Origin of the sequence: Sphingomonas lacusdianchii (assembly GCF_022664395.1) — a bacterium.
GTDB lineage: Bacteria > Pseudomonadota > Alphaproteobacteria > Sphingomonadales > Sphingomonadaceae > Sphingomonas > Sphingomonas lacusdianchii.
This window is the reverse complement of sequence record NZ_JAKRET010000003.1, coordinates 12,741-36,446: the sequence shown is the minus strand read 5'-3', so window position 1 is coordinate 36,446 and position 23,706 is coordinate 12,741. Positions and strand designations below refer to the sequence as shown.

27 protein-coding genes are annotated in these 23,706 nt (G+C 66.4%); 14 read left to right on the top strand and 13 right to left on the bottom strand.

From position 1 onward, the window contains the following. Window positions 1–8 precede the first annotated feature (8 nt). The 3 genes from MF607_RS05050 to queE all read left to right on the top strand — a co-directional run bounded on the left by MF607_RS05050 (window position 9) and on the right by queE (window position 1,912). A complete protein-coding gene (locus MF607_RS05050) occupies window positions 9–428 on the top strand; it encodes a hypothetical protein (protein ID WP_242116489.1) in 420 nt (139 codons plus the stop codon). A gap of 69 nt (window positions 429–497) precedes the next feature. After that, entirely contained in the window at window positions 498–1,280 is a 783-nt protein-coding gene (gene queC, locus MF607_RS05045; protein WP_431311897.1) for a 7-cyano-7-deazaguanine synthase QueC, read from the top strand. Continuing rightward, a complete protein-coding gene (gene queE, locus MF607_RS05040) occupies window positions 1,277–1,912 on the top strand; it encodes a 7-carboxy-7-deazaguanine synthase (RefSeq protein ID WP_242116487.1) in 636 nt (211 codons plus the stop codon). The genes queC and queE overlap by 4 nt, the downstream gene beginning before the upstream one ends. On the opposite strand, the gene MF607_RS05035 is transcribed toward queE, so the two are convergent. Together MF607_RS05035 and MF607_RS05030 are read right to left on the bottom strand one after the other, a co-directional pair. Next, window positions 1,909–3,408 (bottom strand): sensor histidine kinase, encoded by a 1,500-nt coding sequence (locus tag MF607_RS05035; RefSeq protein ID WP_242116486.1) that lies wholly within the window; start codon window positions 3,406–3,408, stop codon window positions 1,909–1,911. The two genes, queE and MF607_RS05035, sit on opposite strands and share 4 nt — an antisense overlap. 91 nt (window positions 3,409–3,499) lie before the next feature. Then, entirely contained in the window at window positions 3,500–3,760 is a 261-nt protein-coding gene (locus MF607_RS05030) for a NepR family anti-sigma factor (protein ID WP_242116485.1), read from the bottom strand. Window positions 3,761–3,912: 152 nt separating this feature from the next. Between MF607_RS05030 and MF607_RS05025 the strand changes: the two genes are divergently transcribed. From MF607_RS05025 to MF607_RS04975, 11 genes are all read left to right on the top strand, one after another. Continuing rightward, window positions 3,913–4,719, top strand: coding sequence for a response regulator (locus MF607_RS05025; RefSeq protein ID WP_242116484.1), 807 nt, complete (start codon window positions 3,913–3,915; stop codon window positions 4,717–4,719). Window positions 4,720–4,758: 39 nt separating this feature from the next. Continuing rightward, window positions 4,759–4,896, top strand: coding sequence for a hypothetical protein (locus MF607_RS05020; protein ID WP_242116483.1), 138 nt, complete (start codon window positions 4,759–4,761; stop codon window positions 4,894–4,896). Window positions 4,897–5,011: 115 nt separating this feature from the next. Beyond that, on the top strand, window positions 5,012–5,647 hold the full coding sequence (locus MF607_RS05015; protein WP_242116482.1) for a sigma-70 family RNA polymerase sigma factor: 636 nt from the start codon (window positions 5,012–5,014) through the stop codon (window positions 5,645–5,647). A 350-nt stretch (window positions 5,648–5,997) separates the two neighbouring features. Next, window positions 5,998–8,670 (top strand): bifunctional [glutamine synthetase] adenylyltransferase/[glutamine synthetase]-adenylyl-L-tyrosine phosphorylase, encoded by a 2,673-nt coding sequence (locus MF607_RS05010; protein ID WP_242116481.1) that lies wholly within the window; start codon window positions 5,998–6,000, stop codon window positions 8,668–8,670. Beyond that, window positions 8,651–9,112, top strand: a complete 462-nt coding sequence (locus MF607_RS05005; RefSeq protein ID WP_242116480.1) for a peroxiredoxin — start codon at window positions 8,651–8,653, stop codon at window positions 9,110–9,112. Before MF607_RS05010 ends, MF607_RS05005 begins: the two co-directional genes overlap by 20 nt. A 278-nt stretch (window positions 9,113–9,390) precedes the next feature. Beyond that, window positions 9,391–10,542, top strand: a complete 1,152-nt coding sequence (locus tag MF607_RS05000) for a M23 family metallopeptidase (protein WP_347340860.1) — start codon at window positions 9,391–9,393, stop codon at window positions 10,540–10,542. A gap of 68 nt (window positions 10,543–10,610) precedes the next feature. Next, window positions 10,611–10,949 carry an iron-sulfur cluster insertion protein ErpA gene (erpA, locus tag MF607_RS04995; RefSeq protein WP_242116478.1) on the top strand — a complete coding sequence of 113 codons (339 nt, stop codon included), beginning with the start codon at window positions 10,611–10,613 and terminating at the stop codon, window positions 10,947–10,949. A gap of 1 nt (window position 10,950) precedes the next feature. Next, window positions 10,951–11,721 carry an exodeoxyribonuclease III gene (xth, locus tag MF607_RS04990; RefSeq protein WP_242116477.1) on the top strand — a complete coding sequence of 257 codons (771 nt, stop codon included), beginning with the start codon at window positions 10,951–10,953 and terminating at the stop codon, window positions 11,719–11,721. Continuing rightward, window positions 11,718–12,476: a transporter gene (locus MF607_RS04985; RefSeq protein WP_242116476.1), complete on the top strand. Its 759-nt coding sequence runs from the start codon at window positions 11,718–11,720 to the stop codon at window positions 12,474–12,476. The genes xth and MF607_RS04985 overlap by 4 nt, the downstream gene beginning before the upstream one ends. A 195-nt stretch (window positions 12,477–12,671) precedes the next feature. Beyond that, a complete protein-coding gene (locus MF607_RS04980; RefSeq protein WP_242116475.1) occupies window positions 12,672–12,986 on the top strand; it encodes a hypothetical protein in 315 nt (104 codons plus the stop codon). A gap of 24 nt (window positions 12,987–13,010) precedes the next feature. After that, on the top strand, window positions 13,011–13,229 hold the full coding sequence (locus tag MF607_RS04975) for a hypothetical protein (RefSeq protein ID WP_242116474.1): 219 nt from the start codon (window positions 13,011–13,013) through the stop codon (window positions 13,227–13,229). 45 nt (window positions 13,230–13,274) lie between these two features. Here MF607_RS04975 and MF607_RS04970 read toward each other — a convergent pair whose 3' ends face one another. From MF607_RS04970 to MF607_RS04920, 11 genes are all read right to left on the bottom strand, one after another. Then, complete coding sequence (locus MF607_RS04970; RefSeq protein WP_242116473.1) at window positions 13,275–14,432, bottom strand: N-acetyltransferase; 1,158 nt, start codon at window positions 14,430–14,432, stop codon at window positions 13,275–13,277. 67 nt (window positions 14,433–14,499) lie between these two features. Then, a complete protein-coding gene (locus MF607_RS04965) occupies window positions 14,500–15,258 on the bottom strand; it encodes a sterol desaturase family protein (protein WP_242116472.1) in 759 nt (252 codons plus the stop codon). Window positions 15,259–15,352: 94 nt separating this feature from the next. Further along, window positions 15,353–16,444, bottom strand: a complete 1,092-nt coding sequence (gene lptG / locus MF607_RS04960) for an LPS export ABC transporter permease LptG (RefSeq protein ID WP_242116471.1) — start codon at window positions 16,442–16,444, stop codon at window positions 15,353–15,355. Then, window positions 16,444–17,637 carry an LPS export ABC transporter permease LptF gene (lptF, locus tag MF607_RS04955; protein WP_242116470.1) on the bottom strand — a complete coding sequence of 398 codons (1,194 nt, stop codon included), beginning with the start codon at window positions 17,635–17,637 and terminating at the stop codon, window positions 16,444–16,446. The genes lptG and lptF overlap by 1 nt, the downstream gene beginning before the upstream one ends. A gap of 174 nt (window positions 17,638–17,811) precedes the next feature. Then, entirely contained in the window at window positions 17,812–19,071 is a 1,260-nt protein-coding gene (gene spt, locus MF607_RS04950) for a serine palmitoyltransferase (protein ID WP_242116469.1), read from the bottom strand. 31 nt (window positions 19,072–19,102) lie between these two features. Continuing rightward, window positions 19,103–19,348 carry an acyl carrier protein gene (locus MF607_RS04945; RefSeq protein WP_242116468.1) on the bottom strand — a complete coding sequence of 82 codons (246 nt, stop codon included), beginning with the start codon at window positions 19,346–19,348 and terminating at the stop codon, window positions 19,103–19,105. 45 nt (window positions 19,349–19,393) lie between these two features. Beyond that, on the bottom strand, window positions 19,394–20,284 hold the full coding sequence (locus MF607_RS04940) for an NAD-dependent epimerase/dehydratase family protein (RefSeq protein WP_242116798.1): 891 nt from the start codon (window positions 20,282–20,284) through the stop codon (window positions 19,394–19,396). 5 nt (window positions 20,285–20,289) lie between these two features. After that, the gene (gene proB, locus MF607_RS04935) at window positions 20,290–21,555 is read right to left on the bottom strand and encodes a glutamate 5-kinase (RefSeq protein ID WP_431311896.1); all 1,266 of its coding nucleotides are present in this window, start codon (window positions 21,553–21,555) and stop codon (window positions 20,290–20,292) included. Beyond that, window positions 21,540–22,586, bottom strand: coding sequence for a GTPase ObgE (gene obgE, locus MF607_RS04930; RefSeq protein WP_242116467.1), 1,047 nt, complete (start codon window positions 22,584–22,586; stop codon window positions 21,540–21,542). Before obgE ends, proB begins: the two co-directional genes overlap by 16 nt. A 45-nt stretch (window positions 22,587–22,631) precedes the next feature. Then, a complete protein-coding gene (locus MF607_RS04925; RefSeq protein ID WP_242116466.1) occupies window positions 22,632–23,114 on the bottom strand; it encodes a GNAT family N-acetyltransferase in 483 nt (160 codons plus the stop codon). After that, window positions 23,114–23,695, bottom strand: a complete 582-nt coding sequence (locus MF607_RS04920; protein WP_242116465.1) for a TetR/AcrR family transcriptional regulator — start codon at window positions 23,693–23,695, stop codon at window positions 23,114–23,116. The genes MF607_RS04925 and MF607_RS04920 overlap by 1 nt, the downstream gene beginning before the upstream one ends. Between the last annotated feature and the right edge of the window lie 11 nt (window positions 23,696–23,706).

Here is a 23,706-nt window from a genome sequence, read left to right as displayed (position 1 = left end):
GGGACGTCATGGGGATTAGGTCGTTACGCTGGGTCGCGGCAGCGCTGGTGCTGGCATCGGGAGCGGCGACGGCACAGCCCGCCGCCGCGCCGACTTTGACCGCGATGCGCGCGGTCGCGCCGGGCAATTGGTCGCTGCGTGCTAGCGGCTCGCCCGAGGCGGCGCGGGCCAGTTGCTTCGCCGATACCGCGGCGTTTCTGCGCCTGCGGTTGCGCGCCGCCCAGTGCAGTCGGTTCGTCATCGACGATACGCCGCGTCTGTCGACCGTCCATTATACCTGCCCCGGTATCGGCCATGTCCGCACGACCATCCATGTCGACACCCCGCGATCGCTGCGCATCGAGAGTGAGGGCATTGCCGACGGCATGCCCTTCGCCGATGCCTATGAAGCACGGCGGATCGGCAATTGCGCCCGAGGACAGCGTTAAGCCTATGTTTAGGGCGGACGGGTTATACGATGTGCGTGTCCGGTTGGGCACGCATGTTTCCCCTAAAGCATGGCACCCTCCGGGCCGCGTCACTGCGGCCCGCTCTTTTTCGGGCGGTTGCCCCGGCGCGCCGAAAGTCTTAGCGAGCGCAGCATGACGAATTCTCCCCTCAGCGTGGTGCTGGTGTCGGGCGGGCTCGACTCGATGGTGTCGGCGGCGCTGGCACGCGAGGCGGGCCACCGGCTGCTGGCGCTGTCGATCGATTACAACCAGCGGCATCAGGTCGAACTGGAAGCGGCGAAGCGGATCGCGGCGCTGCTGGGTGCCGAGCGGCATGTCATATTGCCGCTCGATCTGTCGGCATTCGGCGGATCGGCGCTGACCGACATGTCGATCGACGTGCCAAAGGACGGCGTCGGCAACGATATCCCGGTCACCTACGTCCCGGCGCGTAACACCATCTTCCTCAGCCTGGCGCTTGGTTGGGCGGAGGCGGCGGGCGCTCGCGATCTATGGATCGGGGTCAATGCGCTCGACTATTCGGGTTATCCCGATTGCCGTCCGGACTTCATCGCCGGGTTCGAAGCGCTGGCCGAACTGGCCACCCGTGCCGGCAGCGATGGTGCGCGCTTCCGCATCCATGCCCCGCTGCAACATATGACCAAGGCCGATATCGCGCGGGAAGCGGACCGGCTGGGACTGGACGCAGGGATGAGCTGGACCTGCTACGATCCGGTCGGCGACCTGCATTGCGGACGCTGCGACAGCTGCCGCCTGCGTGCGCGCGGCTTTGTCGAGGCCGGGCTGCCCGATCCGACCCGCTATGCGGAAACGCCCGACACCGGCCGATGACCTATTCGGTCAAGGAAATGTTCCTGACCCTGCAAGGGGAAGGGGTTCATGCCGGGCGACGGGCGGTCTTCGTTCGCTTCGCCGGGTGCAATTTGTGGACGGGCCGCGAGGTCGATCGTGCGACGGCGATCTGCCGCTTCTGCGACACCGACTTTGTCGGGACGGACGGCGTGGGCGGCGGCAAGTTCGCCGACGCGGCGCTGCTGGCGGCGGCGGTCGCCGGCCATTGGGGACCGGAACCGACGCGGCGCTTCGTGGTGCTGACCGGGGGCGAACCGATGTTGCAGATCGACGACGCGCTGATCGACGCGCTGCACCGTGAAGGGTTCGAGATCGCGATCGAAAGCAACGGCACGATCGCGGCGCATCCCGGCATCGACTGGGTCTGCATCAGCCCCAAGGCCGGCAGCGAGGTCGTGCAGCGGCACGGCGACGAACTGAAACTAGTCTGGCCCCAGGCGGGCATCGACCTCGACGCGATCGAGCAATGGGATTTCGCCCATCACCTCGTCCAGCCGATGGACGCGGTCGGGCAGGAAGCGTTCAACCGCGACGAAGCGGTGGCGTTCGCGATGGCGCGTCCCCGCTGGCGGCTGTCGCTCCAGACGCACAAGCTGCTCGGTCTGCGTTAGGCCGGTTTCGCCGCGATCGTGATTTCGTAGGCACCGATCAGCGGATCATGGTGCAGCGGCGCGCGCAACTGGCGCGACAGGCCGAGGATGATCCGGCCATAGCGGCTGGCGACCAATGCATCGAGTTGCTCGCTTTCAACCAATGCGGGCGAGCTGGTACGCAGCACCGCCGTTTCGGTATCGGGTACGGGCCGCAACGAGACGCCGATCTGCGCCTGCGGGTTGACCGACGCCGCCAGCTCGATCAACTCGGTCAACAGGAACGACACGGCGACCGCGACGTCCTGCGTCACCAGCACCGGTTCGACGTTCAACGTGATGCCGAGTTTGGCGGTTTCGCTGGCGGATGTCGCACGAATGTTCGACGCGAGCTCGCCGATCACCGATTTCAGTTCGAGGCCGCGATTCTCCTCCATCTCGGCATAATGATGCCGGTGAACCACCGCGAGCGCATCGACCCGTCGCTGGATCGTCGCATAGGCATCGGCGGCTGCCGCGCCGTGCGCGCTGCGAGCATGAAAATTGATAAGGCTGGCAATCACTTGAAGGTTGTTCTTGACGCGGTGGTGTACCTCGCGCGTCAGCTTCGTCTGCCGCACCAGTCCGTCGGCCATCGACTGTTCGTGGCGCTCGACAGTATGAGTCAGTTCCTGGAACGTCTCGCCCAGATCGGCGATTTCCTGTGCGGGGATCGCGCCGAGATTGACGTCGGCCATCGGATGGCCGGGCCGATAGCGCTCGATATCGTCGCGCAGTCGCCGAAGCGGACGGATCAGCAACCGGTCGACGACGAACCAGCCGATGCCGGTCGCCGCGAACCACATGACCAGCGGGAGCAGCATTGCAACGATCGTCGAAGAGGTGATTGGCGCACGGCGTACCGCCATGGTGAAGGCAAGGTCGTCGATGCTCAGCGGGATGCTCACGCGTTCCAGCCGTTCGATCCCCGATTCCGGCGGCAGCATCGACAGGCTCAATTCGCCATCGTCGGCATGCAGGATGCCGCTTTCGAACGAAGTCGGGAAGGCGCTTGGCTGTGACCGGTCGCGCAGCAACGCCGCAGGGAAGAACGCCACCGCCCGGGCGGCGTTGGGGCCGTGAATGTCGAGGACGACCCCGGCATCGGGAACGAGTTGCGCCCGCACGCCACCGGCATCGGCTGCGCCGACCATCCGTACCGATATGGCGGTCCCGCAGACCAGCCGCCCGTCGGCGGAGTAGATGGCGAAGCGGGCGCCTGCGGTCGATTGCTGCGCGAACACTCCCTCGACCCGTGCGCAACTTGGCGAATTCGCCGGATCGGACGACAAGGCGGTCATCGCGACACGAAGTGCCGTCATGTCGCCACCCAGTTCGATCGCGATCCCGCGCGACGCCTCGATCGCGGCAACCCGCAGCCGCGCCCGTAGATCGATATCGGCGATACGGGACGTCTGGAGCGTGGCGAACAGCGCGATCAGCGCCAGCGGCAGCAGCGCGGCGCTGAGGATCAGCATCAGTTTGGCGCCAGTCGGCACTCGCCGCAACGCGGCGGCCGGACTGGGCGACCTCCGCTTGGCTGTTACAGTATCGGTCACACCGTCGAGGCTATTTGAGCTTGTTCAACAGGTCGAGCATCTCGTCGGGAACCGATTCACTGGCTGCATCCTGATACACGGCGCGCAACGCGTTACCCAGGCTGGACGTGTCTTTCTTGTCCGGCTGCGTCGTTCCCGCGGGTTTCGCGTTCGACTGCTGAACCGACTTCTCACCATCCTTCACGAAGCTATGCCTTCCCCCGACGCCCGGACAAACGCCGGCACGAATACCTAACCGCCGACCGGCATCAAGACTGGCTTGCATCAGCATGTCGGGCGCACAGGAAACAAAAGACGTGCTCGTTGGTTCCATGCATCGACGCGAACTCGGGGGAGGCGTCTTTCCCGTGCCGTATCGTTGTAGAACGCAGTGTGCGAACCGGCATTCCTCGCCGGGTCGCGACGAAGGAGATTTACCTGACCATGTCGCTCGGACAGCAGCTTGCGCCGCACCTCCCCTTCCTCCGGCGCTATGGCCGAGCACTCACCGGCAGCCAGAGCGAGGGCGATCAATATGTCCGCGCGACGCTGGAAGCGATCGTGGCCGCTCCGGAAGAATTTCCGCGCGACGTCGATCCCCGTCTCGGCCTCTATCGCACCTTCCAGGCGATCTGGGCGTCGTCGCAGCCCGAAGCGTTCGGCGCCGCCAGCGCATCGGGTACCGAAAATGAAGCGATCGCACAGGCGCGCCTCGCCCGTATCGCGCCGCTGTCGCGGCAGGCGCTGCTGCTGACCGCGATGGAAGGCTTCACGACCGAGGATGCGGCCTATCTGATCGATGCGACGCCCGAGGAGGTCGAGGAACTAGTCGCCGAAGCATTGCGCGAGATCGAGCAGCAGACCCGGTCGCGCGTCATGATCATCGAAGACGAGCCGCTGATCGCGATGGACCTCGAGCAGATCGTCCGCGATCTGGGGCATGAGGTGACCGGCGTCGCGGTCACCCGCGACGAAGCGGTCGCGCTCGCCATGCAGGATCGGCCGGGACTGGTGCTGGCCGACATCCAGCTTGCCGACGACAGCTCGGGCATCGATGCGGTCAAGGACATTCTGTCCGAATTCAACGTCCCGGTGATCTTCATCACCGCCTTCCCGGAGCGTCTGCTGACCGGCGAGCGGCCCGAGCCGACCTTCCTCATCACCAAGCCGTTCCAGCGGTCGACGGTGAAGGCCGCGATCAGCCAAGCGCTGTTCTTTGACGAGGCGACGGTACCGGAAGTCGCGGCGTAACGGTACGGACCCAAAACGATCTTCGGGGGTTGATAGGCGATGGCAGACGATCAAGACAGCATCCATGTCAGCGCCACCGAAGCACGCGCCGGCGCTACCCCCGGGGTCACCCGTTATATCCTTGCGGTGTCCCTGATCGCGGTGATCGCGGTCATGGCCTATATATTGTTGTCCTGATACGCGTTCCGGCGCTGCGGCTCGGTTCGTCCCGGCAGCGCTGGAAATCGACGATCGGCACCCCTATGTTCGGGTCAGCCCCACACCGGGCCGACTGCGTATCGAACGGATAAGAATGACTGAATCCGACATCAACGAGGACGCGGCAGGCGAGGTGCAGGAGCACGTCGCGCTCTCCGATCCCGAATTCAAGAAGCAACTGGCCCAGGTCATCCCGCACCTGCGCGCGTTCGGCCGTTCGCTGTCGGGCAGCCGCGATCTGGCGGACGATCTCGTGCAGGAAACGCTGCTGAAGGCGTGGGCGGCCCGCCAGCGTTTTCAGGCGGGCACCAATATGCGCGCCTGGACGTTCATCATCTTGCGCAACCTGTATCTTTCACAGATGCGCCGTGCCCGGTTCAAGGGCGAGTGGGACGATTTGGTCGCCGACCGCATTCTCGCCGCACCGGCGAGCCAGGACCGCCATGTCGAACTGGCCGATATGCAGCGCGCCCTGCTGCATCTTCCGCAACCGCAGCGCGAGGCATTGATCCTCGTCGGCGCGGGCGGGTTCGCCTATGAAGAGGCGGCGGAAATCTGCAATGTCGCAGTTGGCACGATCAAGAGCCGCGTGGCCCGCGGCCGGGTCGCGCTCGAAGCGTTGATGTCCGAGGGCAAGCTGCCGTCACGCGCGGAACAGCCTGATAATGGCGGCCAGACGGTACTCGACACAATCATGGGCGAAGTCGACGATTTGAGCCGCGATCGCTGACGCGGTTGCGGTCGCAGGCTGCGTATGCGTTCATACTGGGAGACGGATCGGCGGGTTTTTCACTGAGCCGAAATCCGCGCTGGCCGGCTAATAGCCAGTTTCGTCCAGTCGTCGAAGTTGCTCGACCCACATTGGCGGCATTCGGCTGTCGCCGTTGAACACCTTGCGCAGCGCTTTTCCTATTCCGTCCGTCGGCGACGGACCGCGCACGACTTGTCCGCGGTCGGACGAGGAAGTGCCAAGGGTCGGTTGCGTTGCCATGTATTTTCCAACGTGCGCATCCGCGTTTCGTTTCCATCGATCGGGCGGTAGGACAGGGTAAGTTTTCTGCCCCGGAGTTCGATCCAGCGATGCAACTGCCATTCGAACTGCTTGATCGCATCCGTTCGGGGTCGCCCTTCCTATCGGTTTTGCTGGACCGCGAAGCGGCGTTCGTCGAGGCGTTGCCAGGCTTCGCGATCGATGCTCTGGCGGCGGTCGCTGCCGATCCGGCGCTGCCGTTGGCGCAACGCCTGCGGATCGAGCGGCGACGGATCGCCCTGCTGGTGGCGCTGGGCGATTTGTCGGGCGCCTATGACCTGCGACGAGTGACGCGGACGCTGAGCGATTTTGCCGACAGCGCGTTGCACCGCGCGATCGCCGCGGCGATCGAGGAACGGACGCCGGGTGCCGAGCCGGTCGGCTTCGCGGCGATCGCGCTGGGCAAACAGGGCAGCCATGAGCTGAATTATTCGTCCGATATCGACCCGATCCTGATCTACGACCCGGCGACGCTGCCCCGGCGGACACGCGACGAGCCGGTTGAGGCGGCGGTGCGGATCGGCAAGCGTGTGGTCGAACTGCTGCAGGCCCGCGACGGCGACGGCTATGTGCTGCGCGTCGACCTGCGGCTGCGTCCCTCACCGGAGGCGACGCCGATCGCGCTGCCGATCGATGCCGCCGTTTCCTATTACGAATCGGCGGCGCTGCCATGGGAGCGGGCGGCGTTCATTCGAGCGCGGGCGGTGGCGGGCGATGTCGCGCTCGGCAACCGGTTCCTCGACGCAATCCGGCCGTTCGTATGGAGGCGCGCTCTCGATTACGGCGCGATCGGCGAAATCCGCGAAATCACCCGCCGTATCCGCGACCATTATGCGCAGGGTCAGGCATTCGGCCCCGGATACGACCTGAAGCGCGGACACGGCGGCATTCGCGAAGCGGAGTTCTTCGCGCAGGTCCATCAGCTGGTCCATGGCGGGCGCGACCCGACGCTCAGGGCGCCCGCCACGCTCGATGCGCTGGCGGCGCTGGCGGCGGGTGGCCGGATCACGGCCGACGAAGCGCGGGTGATGGCCGATGGCTACACCCTGTTCCGCACGATCGAACACCGGTTGCAGATGGTCGACGATCGCCAGACCCACAGCCTGCCCGACCAGCGCGAGGCGCTCGACCGCGTCGCGCGGCTGCACGGCGCCGAGGATGGGCGGGGGTTGCTCGACCTGCTGGCACCGCACGTTGCGGCGGTGGGCGCGGTCTATGACCAGCTCGACGGTGCGTCCGTGCCGGGTCTTCCGGTCGATCCGCAGACGCTGGCCGGCCGCCTCGAAACGCTGGGCTTCGCATCGGGCGAACAGGCCGCGCGGCGGATCGCCGATTGGCGCGGGGGCGCCTATCCGGCGCTGCGCAGTCCGGCGGCGCGCGCGGCACTGGAGGATAGCCTGCCCGGGCTGATCGCTGGCCTTGCGACCGCGTCGGACCCGCAAGCGGCGCTGCTGCGGCTCGACGCGATGCTCGCGCGCCTGCCCAGCGCGATCAACCTGTTCCGCCTGCTGGAGGCACAGCCGGCACTGGCCCGGCTGCTCAGCACGATCCTGTGCCATGCGCCGACACTGGCCGAGGCACTGGCGCGGCGGGCGACGCTGCTCGACGGGTTGATCGATGCGCGCGCGCTCGAACCGGTCGGATCGGTGCCGGAACTGGCGACCGAAATGGCGGCGCGGCAGGCGGAGGGGTATGAACGGCTGCTCGACCATGTCCGTGACGTGGTAAACGAGAAGCGGTTCATGCTGGGCGTGCAGGTGGTTGCCGGGACCGGCGATCCGCTCGCCGTGGCGGACGGGTACGCCCGGGTGGCGGAAGCTGCGGTCGAAGTGCTCGCCGCAGCCACCGTCGCGGAATTCGCGGAGCGCCATGGCCGGGTGCCGGACAGCGAGCTGATCGTCCTGGCGCTCGGCCGGCTGGGTGGCGGGGCGCTGACCCACGCCTCCGACCTCGACCTCGTCTATTGCTTCACCGGTGATTTTTCGGCCGAATCGGACGGTGCCAAGCCGTTGGGCGCGGTACTGTATTACAACCGGCTGGCGCAGCGGTTGACGGCGGCGTTGTCGGTCCAGACCGCATCGGGGCCGCTCTACGACGTCGATACGCGGCTGCGGCCATCGGGGGCGCAGGGGCCGCTGGTCGTCTCGCTCGCCGGGTTCGAACGCTATCAGCGCGAGGATGCGTGGACGTGGGAGCATATGGCGCTCGCCCGCGCGCGACCGATCGTCGGATCGCCGGCCGGGCGCGCGGCGGCGGCGGACATCATCGCGCGGGTGCTGGCGGGCGACCGGCCGGACCGCGACGTCGCGGCGGAGGCGGTGGCGATGCGTGGCGATATGGCCCGCCACAAGCCGCCCGCCGGTCCCCTTGATGCGAAGCTGGCGCCGGGCGGTCTGGTCGATCTGGAGTTCGCCGTTCACGTCACGCAGCTGCAAAGCGGGGAGGGGCTGTCGCCGAGGTTGGGAGAGGCGATCGATGCGCTGGCGCGGGCAGGCCGGTTGCCGGCTGGACTGCACAACGCGCATGATTTCCTGACCCGGCTGATCGTCGCGATGCGGCTGGTCGCGCCCGATGCGCAGGTACCGCCCGAGGCGACGCGACCGATCCTCGCCGCCGCGCTGGGCTGCCCCGACTGGCCGGCCGTACTTGCCAGGCTCGACGCCGCGCGGCAGGTGGTCGGCGATACGTGGCAGGAGATAGCGAATGGCGTTGGCGATCGGTGACATGCTGCCGGCGGGCGAACTGGTGCTGGCCGACGGCACGCCGCTGTCGTTGCACGATCGGTCGGGAAAGCCGCTGGTCCTGTATTTCTATCCCAAGGCCGATACGACCGGCTGTACGCGCGAAGCCCAGGATTTTTCGGCACTTGCCGATGATTTCGCACAGGCGGGGGCAAGCGTCGTCGGTATCTCGCGCGACACGCCGGCGAAGCTGGCGCGCTTCGCCGCGAAACATGCGCTGACCGTGACGCTGGCGAGCGATGCCGATGGCAGCGTGTGCGAGGCGTTCGGCGTCTGGGGCGAAAAGCAGATGTACGGCCGGACCTATATAGGTATCGAGCGCGCGACCTTCCTGTTCGATGCCGCGGGCCGGCTGGTCCGCGAATGGCGCAAGGTGAAGGTCGCCGGCCATGCCGCCGACGTCCTCGCCGCGGTTCGGTCCTGATCCCGGCGAATCGATTGCACGCAGCGGTGCAGCCGGTTGGTGGGGGTGTCAGAGCCGTTCCGACCACATGGTTAAACGACTGACCGCGCCGGTACGACGCTTTACCGCGCGGGTCCCGCCGGACGCTTGCGCAACGGGGCCGCTATCCGGCAAGTCCTCGATCCGTCGACGCGCGGTGGGGCAAAACCGTCGGGACATTGGGGTTCATCGTTCGTGTCGGCGCTTCCGACGCGTGCATAACGCTCGGATAGCGGGACAGAATGTCGATTAATTCCGTATTGAAAAACAACGTCGCTCCGTTCGCCGGGTTCCGTTCCATCTTCCGTACGCGGCATTTTCTGTTCCATGACGGCGGTCAGCTTCGCCGCCACACAATCACCGGCCGCAATCAGGCCGCGGCCGCCGGTCTTGCCGCCGTCACCATCGCCTTCTCGGCGTTCGGCATGAGCCAGGCGGCGACCGGTGCGGTCGCGACGTCGGACGAAAAGGTCGCGGCGATGCAGCAGCAGGTCGATGCGATGCGCGCCGACGTTGCCCGCCTTCATGCCGATGCCCGCGCCCATGCCGCCCGCCTCGACAAGCGGCAGGCGGCGCTTGCGGCGGTGCTGACCGGCGACGAGGATGCCGATGCGCTGGCGCTGGCCGCGCTCGATCAGGCACCCGCCACCGGTGCCAATTTCGTCACCCGCCCGTTCGAACGCGTCGCCCGGCAACAGGCCGAAATGGCGTCGCAGGCAAAGGCGATCGCCGATGCCCGCTATGCCGATACCGCGCGCACCATCCGCAAGCTGGGGCTGAACCCGCGCCGCGTGGTGCCGGCGATGGGTGGCCCGTACGAACCGGTCGATGCCGCCACCGCCGCCGCGGCGACCGCCGCCTCCGCCACCGCCGATGCGCAGGCCGATGCCCAGTTCCGCGCCCTCTTCCTCAGCTGGAAGAAGCTCGATACGCTTGAACAGGCGGCGATCTCGATCCCGTCCTATCAGCCGGTCGAACGCCTGTCGTTCACCAGCAATTTCGGCGTCCGCTCCGACCCGTTCCGTGGTACCGCCGCGATGCACGCCGGGGTCGATATCCCCGGCCCGCTCGGCACCCCGGTCTATGCCACCGCCGATGGCATCGTCGCCCGCGCCGAACGCGCCGGCGGCTATGGCAATCTGATCGAAGTGAACCATGGCAAGGGCATCGCCACCCGCTATGGCCATTTGTCGAAGATCATCGTCCATGACAGCCAGCGCGTGAAGCGTGGTCAGCTGATCGGGCTGATGGGTTCGACCGGCCGTTCGACGGGCAGCCACCTCCATTACGAAGTCCGCATCGACGGCTCGGCGGTCAATCCGGCCCCCTATCTGCAGGCGGGCGAACTGGCGATGGCGGCGGATCGTGCGCAGCGGCAGCGGGTGGCGATGGGCGGTCCCGTCGCCGACTGATTTGCGGCCGACCGACGCATCGCGGACTGCCCGTTGCCGATCGGTCCCCGCGCGCTTATCTGAACGCGATGACGACCACCACCACCGACATTTCCCTGTCGCCCTCCGCCGCGCAACGCGTCGCGGCGATCGCGGCGAAACAGGCCAAGCCCGCCATCCTGCGCCTTTCGGTCGAGGGGGGTGGTTGTTCGGGTTTCCAATATCGCTTCGGACTGGCGGAAACGGTCGAGAGCGACGACAGCGTTGCACAGACCGATGGCGTTACATTGGTCGTCGATCCGGTCAGCATCGATCTGGTCCGCGGCAGCGAGGTCGATTTCGTCGAATCGCTGGGTGGCGCGGCGTTCCGCGTGACCAATCCCCAGGCGGCGTCGGGCTGCGGCTGCGGCACCAGCTTCGCGATCTGACGTGCGGATCGTCACCTACAACGTCAACGGCATCAAGGCGCGCTTGCCCCGGTTGCTCGAATATCTGGCCGAAGAACAGCCGGACATCGTCTGTCTTCAGGAATTGAAGTCGAGCGACGATACGTTTCCCGAAGCTGATATCCGCGCCGCCGGCTACGGTGCGCTGTGGCACGGGCAGAAGGGGTTCAACGGCGTTGCCGTGCTGGCGCGCGGGTCCGATCCCGTCGAGCGGCAGCGTGGCTTGTCGGGCGAGCCGGAGGACGAGCATAGCCGCTATCTGGAGGCCGAGGTCGACGGTCTGATCGTCGCCTCCATCTATCTGCCCAACGGCAATCCGCAGCCGGGGCCGAAATTCGATTACAAGCTGCGCTGGATCGATCGCCTGCGCGACCGGGCGGCGGCGCTGCTGACCGAGGAGCGCGCGGTGGTGCTGGCGGGCGACTATAATGTCATTCCCAACGACGACGATGTCTTCTCGGTTCGGGCGATGCAGAGCGATGCGCTGATGCAGCCCGAATCGCGGGCCGGTTATCGCGCATTGCTGGCGCAGGGCTGGACCGACTCGCTACGTACCCGCTTTCCAAAAGGTGGCGTGTGGACCTTCTGGGACTATCAGGCCGGATCGTGGCAGCGCGATGCCGGTTTCCGGATCGATCACCTGTTGCTCAGCCCGATCGCCGCCGACCGGCTGGTCGATGCCGGCGTCGACAAGGCGTATCGCGGTCGGGAAAAGGCGAGCGATCACGCGCCGACCTGGGTCCGCCTGCGTTGATCGCGCGGCTGGCGGCGCTGGGCGCGGCGGCGGCGCTGTCGACGACTGCGGCGGCGGCGCGCGACTATTGTCCGACGCGGCCGAGCCTTGGCCAGTCGGCCTGCGTGCTCGATCCCGGTAGGGCCGCCATCGAAACGGCGCTCTCCGACTGGGAACGCGATGACGATCGCGATACCGTCCTGTTCGGCGACACGCTGTTCCGGCTGGGTCTGACCGACCGGATCGAGGCGCAGGTGAACTGGACGCCGCTCGGCATCGAACGCGACCGAGGCGATGGCCGGCGGACGGCGCGGACCGGCGATATCGAGATCGGTGGCCGGATCGCGCTGCGTAATCCCGATGGAAAGGGGTTGTCCTATGGCGTGCAGCCATCGGTCACGGTGCCGGTCGGCCGCTCGCCGATCGGCGGCGGCGGCTGGGGGGCGGGGATCGTCGCGCCGATCAGCTACGATCTGAGCAAGGCGCCGGACCTGCAATTCTCCCCCGAACTGGCGTGGATGCCGCGCGAGGAAGCGGCAGGGCATATGGTGGCGACGACCGCGACCGTCGGTCTCGGCATCACCCTGTCCGATCGGTGCCAGGTGACCGCGGAGGGGCAATGGTCGCACGACGACGAAGCGACCCAGCATCGCGTCGCGCTGGCCCTTGCGTGGCAGCTGTCGCCGGACCTGCAGATCGATGCGGGCGGTGTCGCCGGTCTGGATGCCGATACGCCGAAATTGCGCGTCTATAGCGGCATCTCGCACCGTTTTTGATCAATGCCGATCGATACGTCGGATACTATCCCAACCGATGGCGGCATTTCCCGCGGATTGGTGGCGGATACCACGACTACAACTGTAGTCATTTGGTAAGTTATTGAGAAACAACGGAATATAAAACTGGCACGGTCGCTGCAAAGCTACTGGCATGTCCGGCAACACACCGGACGCGCACAGGGAGACAGCATCATGACCGCCATTCGCTTCGCCACTTCGATCGTTCTTGGCCTCGTTGCCACCACCTCGGCCTTCGCCGCCGAACCGGAAGCGGCACCGGTCGCCACGCCCAGCCCGGTCGCCGCAACTGCCGCCGTATCGGCGCTGCCGCTGACCGTCACGCTCGCCGCCGGCCCCGCCGCCGTCGCGTACAAGGCCGCACCGAACGCGCGCTACTGCTTCCGCACCGAACGCACCGGTTCGCGCATCATGCCGCGCGTCTGCAAGACCCGTGGCGATTGGGAAGCGATGGGGGTCGATCTCGACGCTGCGCTGGCTGGCCGCTGATATCGGAAACGGGAGGGACTATCCATGATCGCAACCTTGCTGGCCGCTTTGATCGCCACCGCCGCGCCCGCCGCCGAAGCGCCTGCGCAACCGGCCACGCCGGTCGCCACCACGCCACGCGTCAAGCGCTACCGCATCATCGATCGCCGCGAAGGGTCGCAGTTGAAGGGAAAGATTTGCCGGACCCGCGACGAATGGCGCGCCCGCGGCTTCGACCCGGTCCTCGTGCTGAGCGGGAAGTGACGGCGACGATCGCCGCCGGGGCGGGGCACCCGGCGGCCGTCCGCGTCAAAGACTCCGTTCGTACATCTGATAGACGCGGTTGATCTTGCTATCGATGGTGGTGGCGATCGCGTTCATGCCCTGATTGTCGTCAAGCACCCAACCGATCTCGCCGCGCGAGGCACCGAATTTGGCCACCGCATCGCGGCGGATATATTCGATCATCATGAAGGCCAGCTGGCTCGCCATGCGCGATGCCTGCAGCTTCTTGACGACGCCCATCAACGGCACGCGCATCGTTCGTGCCTTGGGCGCACGCAGCCACAGCAGCAGTTTCAGCCAGTTGAACGGCAGCAGCGACCCGCCCATGGGTTTGAGCGGCTCGTTCATGTCCGGTAGCGTAATCATGAACGCGACCGGCTCGCCGTCCAGCTCGGCGATGCGGATCAGGTCCTCGAACACCAGCGGCTTCAGCTTCTTGCCGACATCGTCGACCTCGGGCTGGGTCAGCGGGACGAAACCCCAATTGTCCGACCATGCGTCGTTGAGGATGCGCAGGATGATCGCGGCTTCGTCGGCGAACTTCGCTTTGTTGACCCGGCGGATGCGGATGCGATCGTTCTCCTCGCCCGCCGCGACGATACGCTGCACGATCGGCGGGAAATCCTTGGTGATGTCCAGCTCATAAGTCACGAGCTGCTTAACGGGGGCATAGCCCGCATCCTCGATCCAGCCACGATATTGCGGCAGGTGATGGCCCATCAGCACGGTGGGGCTATGGTCATGGCCCTGGATCAACAGCCCCGGTTCTTCCCAGATCGACAATGCGACCGGGCCGATCGCGCGGGTCATGCCCTTGTCGCGCAGCCACTGTTCGGCTTGCGCGATCAGCGCCTTGGCGGTCGCCTCGTCCTCCGCCTCGATCATGCCCCAAAAACCGACGCCGGGGCCGAACCCCTTGTCCGCCGGCATGGTCAGCGCGAGCGTGTCGATATGCGCGGAAATACGGCCGACGACCTGCCCGCTACGTTCGGCGATGAAGAGTTGGCCATCGGCATGGCTGAACCAGCCATTCTTCTTCGGGTCGATCGTTGCCGCGACCTCGGTCTTGAGCGGCGGTACCCAGTGCGGATCCCCGGCATAGAGCCGGTAGGGAAGGGCGATGAATGCCTTGCGATCGGTTCCGTTCAGAACCGGACGAACCCTCACCAGTGTATCCGACATTGCTTCCCCCAAACGACAACGGGGCGGCAATGCGCCGCCCCGTATCAAACATCAAATGACAAATCGGTCATCCGCGATAGCGGGGATGCCCCTTGGCGACGCCACCCGACAGTTCGGCGACCTTCGGATATTTCTTCGCGACTTCCTCGGTATAGCCGAGGTTGAACACCGTCGCGCTCTTTTCCGGACGTTCCGACCGTTCGTAATGGGTGCCGAACACCTTGTCCCAGAAGAAGTTGGTGATGCCGAAATTGCCATGTTCGTCATGGAAATGATGCGCCATGTGCTTGCGCTTCCACGCGACCAGCAGCTTGTTCTTCGGCTTGTAGGCCAGATGCTGGATGCAGTGGCAGAATTCGTAGAAGCAGGTCGTCAGCAGGCCCGTGGCCAGCGCCGCCATCGCCCCGCCGAACCCGCCGATCAGATACCCGATCGGCGCCGTCGCGATCGCGATCGCGGGGAGGGTGGTGTGCAGCGCGCCGAACAGCACCTCCAGATGATTGGGATCCTGATGGTGATCGTAATGAATGCGCTTCCACGTGGCGGCAAGCGGCGAAATCTTGAACATCCAGTTCGAATGCAGCACCCAGCGATGCAACACATACCACACGAACGGATAGGCGAGGACCGCGACCCCGACCGATGCCAGCGTCGGCAGCAGCGGCGCGGGCGACCAGACGAACAACCCGATCGCGACGAACGACAGCGCGATATAGGCGATGATCGCCGGGTACTGAAAATACGCGACGACAAGCTCCTTGAAGGTCATCTTGTCGAGATGGTGCGACTTCTTCCAGAAGCCCTGCTTCTCGGTGATCGCGTTCATCGGGCCAACTTCCTCAACTCATTCCTCGATCGGGCGATGCCGCCCATCCTCCGCATCTGGGGACGATTTGCGGCCAAAGTACGACGATCCTGCGTCATTCCTCGGTTCGGATCAGCACCGCTTCGCCGATCAGGAAGAACAGCAGGAACGGTGCCCATGCGGCTAGGAACGGGGGATAGGCGCCAAGGTTGCCCATCGCCAACGCAAAATTGTCCGCCACGAAATAGGTAAAGCCGAGCGCCATGCCAATGACCGCGCGCACGAACAATTTTCCCGAACGCGCCACGCCGAACGCGGCGACGGCGGCGAGCAGCGGCATCAGCACCGCCGACAACGGCCCCGACAGCTTGTGCCACAGCGCGCCCTCCAGCGCCTTGGTCGGGCGACCGGCCTCGACCAGATCGTCGATCGCGCGCGACAATTGGGCGAAGGACAGGCCGTCGGGATCGACATTCTGCAGCGTGAACTGGTCGGGCCGTACGCCCCCGGCGATGCGCAGCGTGCCCAGTCGCTCGCGAACGCCGTTCGCGACGGTGAAGCGTTCGGCATTCTCGATCCGCCACGCGCCGTTTTCGCGCCGGCCGCTGCTGGCCGTGGTCAAGGCGCGCAGCGATGAGCCGTCGCGGCTGTACACCGTGATCCCGCGCAGGCGGGTCTGCTCGCCGCGTCCCGCCACGCGCGCGACCTGGATCAGATTGTCGCCGTCGCGGACCCACACATTGGTACGGTCGCCGCGATCGATCGGCATCGCGCCGTAATCGACATCGTCCCACGCCGTCAGCGTCGCGGTCGCCCGCGCCACCACGCGCTCGTTGAATGCGAATGACAGCGCCGCCACGCCGAAGCTGGCGAGGATCAGCGGGGCGAGCACCTGGTGCGCCGACAGGCCGGCCGCCTTCAGGCTGATGATCTCGCTATTCTGATTGAGTTGGGTCAGCGTCAGGATCGTGCCGAGCAGCACCGAGAAGGGCAGGAAGCGCGCGACGATCTGCGGTGCCCGCAGCGAGATGTAGCGCAGGATTTCGGCCTGCCCATTGCCCGGCTGCGCAAGGATCTTGCCGCTTTCCGACAACAGGTCGAGCGCCTGCAGCACCAGCACCAGCGCGAACAGGATCGCGAAAGTGCGCACGAGGAACAGCCGCGCCATGTAGATCGCGACCGTCGTCGATGGAAAGAAGGCGCGCATCACGCGGTCGCCTTGCGCCGGCCCGGCAGATAGCGGCCGATGAACTTGCCGATCTTGGCCGCGCCGCGCTCCAGCCCGCCGATCGGCTCCCCGCCCGGCACGCGCGCGATCACCCAATAGAGCCGGAACACCAGCGCCGCGAACAGCAGGAACGGTACCCACAGCGCGAGGATCGGATCGATCCGGCCCAGCCCGCCGACCGCCTCGCCATATTCGTTGACCTTGTGATAGGTCACGATCATCACGATCGACAGGAACACGCCGAGCGCCGACGACGACCTTTTTGGCGGCACGCCCAGCGCCAGCGCCAGCATCGGCAGCAGGAACATCGTGGCGACTTCGGCGAGGCGGAAGTGGAAGTTGGCGCGCGCGCCGTCGCGATCCTCTTCGCTGACCTTCGGGTCATGGCCGGTGATGGCGAGCTGTGGCAGCGTCTGTTCGAGATCGCGTCCGCCGCGCGGGCGGAAATTCCCGAATTTCGGCAAGTCGATCGGCAAATCGTGCGCGGTGAAGGTCAGCGTGCGCGGCACCCGAAAGTCGGGCGAATTATGGATGAGCGTCCCGTTGGTCAGACGGAAGATGATCGTGTTGGGATCGTCGGTGCGCAGAAACTGCCCGCGTTCGGCGGTGACGCCGAGCCATTGGCCGTCGGGCCGGCTGGCCTGTACGAAGATGCCGCGCAGATCGGCACCCGAATCGCGACTTTCCTCGATGCGCAGCGTCATCCGTTCGCCGAGCTTGGTGAATTCGCCGACCTTGATCGATGCGCCGAGCGCGCCAGTGCGCAGTTCGAAGCGCAGTGCTTCGTAATTATAGCGCGCCAGCGGCTGGACATAGCCGACGATGGCGAGGTTCGCCGCCGCCAGCACCGTGGCATAGATGAACGGCACGCGCAGCAGCCGCCAATAGCTCATGCCGACGCCCAGCATTACGTCTAGTTCGGACGAGGTCGCCAGCTTGCGGAAGGCAAGCAGGATGCCCAGCATCAGTCCGATCGGAATGCCGAGTCCCAGATATTCGGGCAGCAGGTTGGCGAGCATCCGCCACACGACGCTGACCGGCCCGCCCTCCGCCGCGACGAAGTCGAACAGCCGCAGCATCCGGTCGAGGACGAGCAACATCGCCGAAATCAACAGCGTAGAGAAAAGCGGCACCGCGATCAGCCGGGCCATGTAGCGATCGATCGATGGCATGGGGGACGGCTATACCGAAGGTTGCGAGCGAAGCTAGTCCCGTTGCGATCCTCCCCGGCACGGGAAGGGGGACCGCCGCGAAGCGGTGGTGGAGGGGGAGGGCCGCAAACGATCCGCTTGCGGAGGTCCCCCTTCACCAGCTTCGCTGGTCCCCCTCCCCGTGCCGGTGGGGATTTAGATCACCCCTACCGCCTTGCCGGCCGCTTCGAACATGCCGAGGATCGTCTCGACCTGCTCCGCACTATGCTCCGCGCACAGCGAGCAGCGCAGCAGGAAGGTGCCGGCCGGAGTCGCAGGCGGGCGGGCCATGTTGACGTAGAGACCGCCCTCCAACAGCGCCTGCCACATCGCCACCGCCTGCGTCTGATCCTCGAGGATCACGGCGATGATCGCCGATTGCGGCGTATCGGTACCGAGCTTGAAGCCGAGATCTTTCAGGCCGCCATGCAGCCGCTTCGAATTGCGCCACAGGTGCGCGCGCTTCTCTCCGGCATGCATCAGCTTGCGGATCGAGGTGGCGGCAGTGGCGACGACCGACGGCGGCAGCGACGCGGTGAACACATAGGGGCGGCACACCAGCCGCATCACGTCGAACTTCGGATGGTTCGATACGCAGAAGCCGCCGACCGTGCCGACCGACTTGGAGAAGGTGCCGACGACGAAATCGACGTCCTTTTCGACGCCCTGTTCCTCATACACGCCGCGGCCATTGGGGCCGAAAAAGCCCATGCCATGCGCTTCGTCGACCAGCACCATCGCGCCGTGCTTCTTGGCGACGGCGACCATTTCGGGCAGCGGCGCGATATCGCCTAGCATCGAATAGACACCCTCCAGCACGACCAGCTTGCCCGGTTCCTTGGGCAGTCGGCCCAGTCGCCGGTCGAGGTCCTCGACCGAGTTATGCCGGAACCGCACGATCTCGGCATTGCCGAGCGAACAGCCGTCATAGATCGACGCATGGCTGTCGGCGTCGAGGATGATATATTCACCCTTGCCCGCCAGCGTCGAGATGATGCCCAGATTGGCCTGATATCCGGTCGAAAACACCATGGCATGGTCGGTGCCATAGAATTCGCGCAGCGCCGCTTCGCAATCCTTGTGCGGGTCGTAGGTGCCGTTCAGCACCCGGCTGCCGGTGGTGCCCGATCCGAAATCGTCGAATGCCTTCTTGCCCGCCTCGATCACGTCGGGGTCAAAGGTCATGCCCATATAGTTGTAGGTGCCGAGCAGGATCGTGTCCTTGCCCCGGATCACCGCCTGGGTCGGCGACGTCACCTTGTCCATCACGATCGCGAACGGATCGCGCACCCCGGTCGCGAGCAGCGCCTCGCGCTCGGCGATCAGCGGATCGAACTTGCTGAACAGGTCGCGTTCGGGCGCGACCGTTTCGGGCGAATCGGACGGGGCGTGGGCGGTGGCGGCGGCTTCGGTCATCGGTTCGGTCTTTCGGGGCCGGGCAGGGCGATCAGGCGGTCTTGAGCTTTTCGACGGCGTCGGCAAGCTGGCCGACGGTTTCGATATCGGCCTGCATGTTCATGGTGATGACGATGTCGAATTCATCCTCCACCGCCGCGACGAAATCCATCACGGTCAGGCTGTCCCATTCGAGATCGCCGGCAAAGGTCGTCGCCTCGGTCAGCGCGACGCCTTTCTTGTTGAACGGTTCGATCAGGCCGGTGATGGTGTCGAGGGTCGCGGCGCGGTCGCTCATGCGGATCTTTCCAATATGCGTGCCAAGGTATCTGGTTCTGCGGGCCTATAGCAGACCGTGCGCACGATACCATGCCGCGGTGTCGGCAAGCCCGCGCGGCGTGGGGATGCGCGGTTCCCACAAACGGGGATCGGGACGGCGCGCGGGATCGGCGGTCCAGTCGGGATGCGCCAGATAGCGGGCGCGATCCTCGGTCAGCTTGGCCGACGCCCCGCGAAATTTCCGGTCGAGCTTCGCGCCGATCCGCAACAGCTTCGCCGGCAGATGCATCGGCAATACCCGCTGCCCGACGGCATCGCCGATCAGCTTGGCGAGCTCGGCATGGCTCATCGGGTTGCCGTCATCGACCTCCAGAATCGCGCGCGGACCGACGCTGTCGGCCAGCGCCAGCAGCAGCCGGGCAAGATCGTCGACCGCGACCAGTGCGACCCGCCCGGGCGGCGGCAGCAGCGCCAGCCCGAGTTGCGCCATGCGGAACATGTCCCGCATCTCGGTATCGCCCGGCCCGTACACCCCGCTCGGCCGCACGATCGTCCAGTCGAGATCGCTGGCCGCGACCAGATCCTCGCCCGCACGTTTCGATGCGCCATAGGCCGAAAGCTGCGGCTCGCGCGCCGATAGCGAGGAGACATGGACGAAGCGCCGGACGCCACCCGCCTGTGCCGCGTCGAGCATCGCGCGGGTGCCGGTCACGTTGCCGGCGGTGAAGCCTGCGACATCGGGCGTATTGACGACGCCAGCGACATGAACGACGGCATCGGCCTGCGCGACCAGTTCGCTCAGGGACTCGGGCTTGTCGAGCGCGCCGCGAACCCAGCTGACATTCGGCTCGGCGGGCTGGGCGCGGCGGGTCAGCGCGCGGACGTGCCAGCCCTGACCGACCGCCTGCGCGATCACGCGACGCCCGACAAAGCCGGTGCCGCCGGTCAGCGCCATCGTCCTCACAGCAATGCCATATGGTTGCGATGGACCAGCGCCGATCGCGGGGCATAGCCGAGCAGATCCGGGAGTTCGTCGCTGCGCCGTCCGACGATGCGCGCGACCTCGCCGGCATCATATTCGACCAGCCCGCGCGCGATCGTGCGATTGTCGGCATCGACGATGCGGATCAGGTCGCCGCGAACGAAGTCGCCCTCGACCCCGATGGCGCCGGCGGGCAGCAGGCTGCGGCCGGTGGCAAGTGCCTTCGCCGCGCCGGCATCGATGCGGATCGCGCCGCGATCGGTCAGCCCCCCCGACAGCCAGGCCTTGCGCGCTGGAGCATTGCCGGCGGTGGCGAAGACGGTGCCATGGCCGGTCTCGCCGAACCGCGCGAGCGGATGGTCGATCCGCCCGCTGGCGATGGCGAGGTTGGCGCCGGCGGCGGTGGCGATGCGCGCCGCTTCCACCTTCGACACCATGCCGCCCGACCCCATGCCCGAAGATGATTTTGCATCGGCCATGCTCATGATCGCGGCATCGATCTGCGCGACGTGCGGGATGAGCCGGGCGTCCGGGTTGCTGTGCGGATTCGAATCGTAGAGGCCGTCGATATCGGACAGCAGGACGACGCCGTTCGCCCGCGCCGCCGCGCCGACGCGGGCGGCGAGGCGGTCATTGTCGCCGAACCGGATTTCCTCGGTCGCGACGCTGTCATTCTCATTGACGACCGGCACGACGCCCAGCGTCAGCAACCGGCCCAAAGTCGCCGAGACGTTCAGGTAGCGGCGGCGATCCTCCAGATCGTCGAGCGTCACCAGCAATTGCGCTGCGGTCAGGCCGTGGCGGCCAAGCAGTTCGGCCCAGATGCTCGACAGCGCGATCTGCCCGGTTGCCGCTGCGGCCTGCGCGTCTTCGAGGCTGGCACGCCCGCCCTTCGCAAGGCCGAGCCGCCGCGCGCCGAGCGCGATCGCGCCGGACGAGACGATGACGATCTGCTGCCCGTTCGCGACACGTTCGGCAATATCGGCGACGAGCGAGGCGAGCCACTCCCGGCGTGCCTGTCCGTCCGGTGCGACCAGCAACGCCGAACCGACCTTCACGATCAGGCGTGGGCAGTTTCGGGGCGAGAACCAATCCTCCCCGGCACGGGGAGGAGGACCAGCCAGAGGCTGGTGGCGGGGGGCTTCCTGCTCCACCAACGCTGCGTTGCGCGGCGCCCCCCCTCCACCAGCCTGCGGCTGGTCCTCCTCCCCATGAAATGGGGAGGATGTCAGATCGGCGACCATGCGCGTGGTTCCTCGTCGTCGCCGGTGTCCTGCGCGTGCATCTCGGCAGGCCCGATCGCTTCGATCAGCCGGTCGAGCACCGCCTCCAGTCCCTTTCCGGTCGCGCCCGACAGCGGCAGGACCTTCGCCCCGCTCTCGGCTTCCAATTCGGCGACCAGCGCGGCGGTCAGTTCTTCGTCGAGCAGGTCGGCCTTGTTCAGCGCGATCACCTCGGGCTTTTCCGCGAGATCGGCACCGTAATTCTCCAGCTCGCCGCGCACGATCCGGTAGGCCGCGACCGGATCGTCGACATGGCTGTCGATCAGGTGCAGCAGCACCCGGCAGCGTTCGATATGGCCGAGGAAGCGGTCGCCGATCCCGGCGCCTTCCGCCGCACCCTCGATCAGCCCGGGAATGTCGGCGATCACGAATTCGCGCTGCTTGTGACTGACCACGCCCAGCTGCGGTCGGGTGGTGGTGAACGCATAGTCGCCGACCTTCGCATTCGCATTGGTCACCGCGTTGATGAAGGTCGATTTGCCGGCATTGGGCAGCCCGACCAATCCGGCATCGGCGAGCAGCTTCAGCCGCAGCCAGACCCATGCCTCGTCACCCGGCCAGCCGGTGCCGTGCTGGCGCGGGGCGCGGTTGGTCGAGGTCTTGTAGCTGGCATTGCCGCGCCCGCCATCGCCCCCGCGCAGGAACACCTCGCGCTGGCCGGGGCGGGTAAAGTCGGCAAGGACGGTCTCCTTGTCCTCCGACAGGACCTGCGTCCCCACCGGCACCCGGATGATCAGGTCGCGCCCGCCCGGTCCGGTGCGGTTCGCGCCCGACCCGCCCGACCCGCGCGGCGCGCGGAAATGCTGAGTGTAGCGAAAATCGATCAGGGTGTTGAGGCCGGGGACCGCTTCGAAGATGATGTCGCCGCCCTTGCCGCCATTGCCGCCGTCGGGGCCGCCATATTCCATGAATTTTTCACGGCGAAAACTGACGGCGCCGGGGCCGCCCCCGCCCGAACGGACGAAGATCTTGGCTTGATCGAGAAAATGCATCCCGTCCGCTTAGTCGGAGTCGGGCCAGGGGGAAAGGGGCTATGGTCAGAGGCGGCGGTACAGGACCAACGCATCGACTTCGCCCAGTGTCGGATGCTCGAACGCATCGGGCAGCCGCCCGACCTGTTCGAACCCCATCGACAGCCACAGCCGCACGGCGCGATCGTTGCTGGCGATGACGAAGTTGAACTGCATCGCCCGAAACCCCGCAGTCCGCGCATGTTCGAACGAGTGTGCTGCCATCGCCCGCGCGATGCCTTGTCCCATTGCCGCTTCATGCGTCGCATAGCCGCAATTGGCGACATGCCGCCCGCCGCCCGCCTTGTTCGCGCGACAGAAATAGCTTCCCAACACGTGACCCTCGACCTCAGCAACAAACACGCTGTTGCCCGGCGCATGCCAGAAGGCGAGCAGCTGCTCGGCGGTCATGTCGCGGTCGAGCGCATAGGTCTCGCCCGCACGGACGATCGGCAGCATGATATCGACGATCGCCGCATCGTCGGCGGGTGTCGCCGGACGGATGTGCATCACCCCTCCGCCCGCACCGCCATCAGGCTGCGCACCGCCAGCTCGCGGGCCTTGTCGCGCGGCAAGCGCAGCGCCTTTGCCATCGCCCCGCCCAGCAACGCATCGCCCAGCGCCATCAGCACCAGCTGCAGCGTTTCCTCGGCCAGTGGCATGCCGCTCAGCGCCTGTTCGCTGCCCAGCCGGTCGACCAGCGCATGGATCGCATCGAGGATCGGATCGAGCGCATCGTCATTGCCCGACAGGATCATCCAGCTCGCCAGCGCGCCGGCTCCCTCGCGATCGAACGCGTCGAAGGTCAGGTCGACCACTTCGCGCGGATCGTGATCGCCGTCGCGTGCGCGCAGCACCGCCGCGCCGATCGTGGCGGTGATCGTCGTCGCCATTCGCTCGGCCAGCGCCTTTTGCAGCCCCGACGCCGATCCGAAATGGTGCAACAGATTGGCATGCGTCCGCCCGATCCGCGTCGCGACCGCCTTCAGCGTCACTGCCTGCGGTCCCGCCTCGATCAGCAGGTCGCGCGCGGCATCGAGCGCCGCGTCACGCGACGCTTCGGGGGAGAGGCGGCGGCGAGCTATTGACATATGTGTAAGTA

What these genes read in the sequence shown, in the direction of transcription:
- MF607_RS05050 (WP_242116489.1), top strand. Translation starts at nt 9, where the DNA reads ATGGGGATTAGGTCGTTACGCTGGGTCGCGGCAGCGCTGGTGCTGGCA.
- queC (WP_431311897.1), top strand. Translation starts at nt 498, where the DNA reads ATGGCACCCTCCGGGCCGCGTCACTGCGGCCCGCTCTTTTTCGGGCGG.
- queE (WP_242116487.1), top strand. Translation starts at nt 1,277, where the DNA reads ATGACCTATTCGGTCAAGGAAATGTTCCTGACCCTGCAAGGGGAAGGG.
- MF607_RS05035 (WP_242116486.1), bottom strand. Translation starts at nt 3,408, where the DNA reads ATGCTGATCCTCAGCGCCGCGCTGCTGCCGCTGGCGCTGATCGCGCTG.
- MF607_RS05030 (WP_242116485.1), bottom strand. Translation starts at nt 3,760, where the DNA reads ATGCTGATGCAAGCCAGTCTTGATGCCGGTCGGCGGTTAGGTATTCGT.
- MF607_RS05025 (WP_242116484.1), top strand. Translation starts at nt 3,913, where the DNA reads ATGTCGCTCGGACAGCAGCTTGCGCCGCACCTCCCCTTCCTCCGGCGC.
- MF607_RS05020 (WP_242116483.1), top strand. Translation starts at nt 4,759, where the DNA reads ATGGCAGACGATCAAGACAGCATCCATGTCAGCGCCACCGAAGCACGC.
- MF607_RS05015 (WP_242116482.1), top strand. Translation starts at nt 5,012, where the DNA reads ATGACTGAATCCGACATCAACGAGGACGCGGCAGGCGAGGTGCAGGAG.
- MF607_RS05010 (WP_242116481.1), top strand. Translation starts at nt 5,998, where the DNA reads ATGCAACTGCCATTCGAACTGCTTGATCGCATCCGTTCGGGGTCGCCC.
- MF607_RS05005 (WP_242116480.1), top strand. Translation starts at nt 8,651, where the DNA reads ATGGCGTTGGCGATCGGTGACATGCTGCCGGCGGGCGAACTGGTGCTG.
- erpA (WP_242116478.1), top strand. Translation starts at nt 10,611, where the DNA reads ATGACGACCACCACCACCGACATTTCCCTGTCGCCCTCCGCCGCGCAA.
- MF607_RS04980 (WP_242116475.1), top strand. Translation starts at nt 12,672, where the DNA reads ATGACCGCCATTCGCTTCGCCACTTCGATCGTTCTTGGCCTCGTTGCC.
- MF607_RS04975 (WP_242116474.1), top strand. Translation starts at nt 13,011, where the DNA reads ATGATCGCAACCTTGCTGGCCGCTTTGATCGCCACCGCCGCGCCCGCC.
- MF607_RS04970 (WP_242116473.1), bottom strand. Translation starts at nt 14,432, where the DNA reads ATGTCGGATACACTGGTGAGGGTTCGTCCGGTTCTGAACGGAACCGAT.
- MF607_RS04965 (WP_242116472.1), bottom strand. Translation starts at nt 15,258, where the DNA reads ATGAACGCGATCACCGAGAAGCAGGGCTTCTGGAAGAAGTCGCACCAT.
- lptG (WP_242116471.1), bottom strand. Translation starts at nt 16,444, where the DNA reads ATGCGCGCCTTCTTTCCATCGACGACGGTCGCGATCTACATGGCGCGG.
- lptF (WP_242116470.1), bottom strand. Translation starts at nt 17,637, where the DNA reads ATGCCATCGATCGATCGCTACATGGCCCGGCTGATCGCGGTGCCGCTT.
- spt (WP_242116469.1), bottom strand. Translation starts at nt 19,071, where the DNA reads ATGACCGAAGCCGCCGCCACCGCCCACGCCCCGTCCGATTCGCCCGAA.
- MF607_RS04945 (WP_242116468.1), bottom strand. Translation starts at nt 19,348, where the DNA reads ATGAGCGACCGCGCCGCGACCCTCGACACCATCACCGGCCTGATCGAA.
- MF607_RS04940 (WP_242116798.1), bottom strand. Translation starts at nt 20,284, where the DNA reads ATGGCGCTGACCGGCGGCACCGGCTTTGTCGGGCGTCGCGTGATCGCG.
- proB (WP_431311896.1), bottom strand. Translation starts at nt 21,555, where the DNA reads ATGGTCGCCGATCTGACATCCTCCCCATTTCATGGGGAGGAGGACCAG.
- obgE (WP_242116467.1), bottom strand. Translation starts at nt 22,586, where the DNA reads ATGCATTTTCTCGATCAAGCCAAGATCTTCGTCCGTTCGGGCGGGGGC.
- MF607_RS04925 (WP_242116466.1), bottom strand. Translation starts at nt 23,114, where the DNA reads ATGCACATCCGTCCGGCGACACCCGCCGACGATGCGGCGATCGTCGAT.
- MF607_RS04920 (WP_242116465.1), bottom strand. Translation starts at nt 23,695, where the DNA reads ATGTCAATAGCTCGCCGCCGCCTCTCCCCCGAAGCGTCGCGTGACGCG.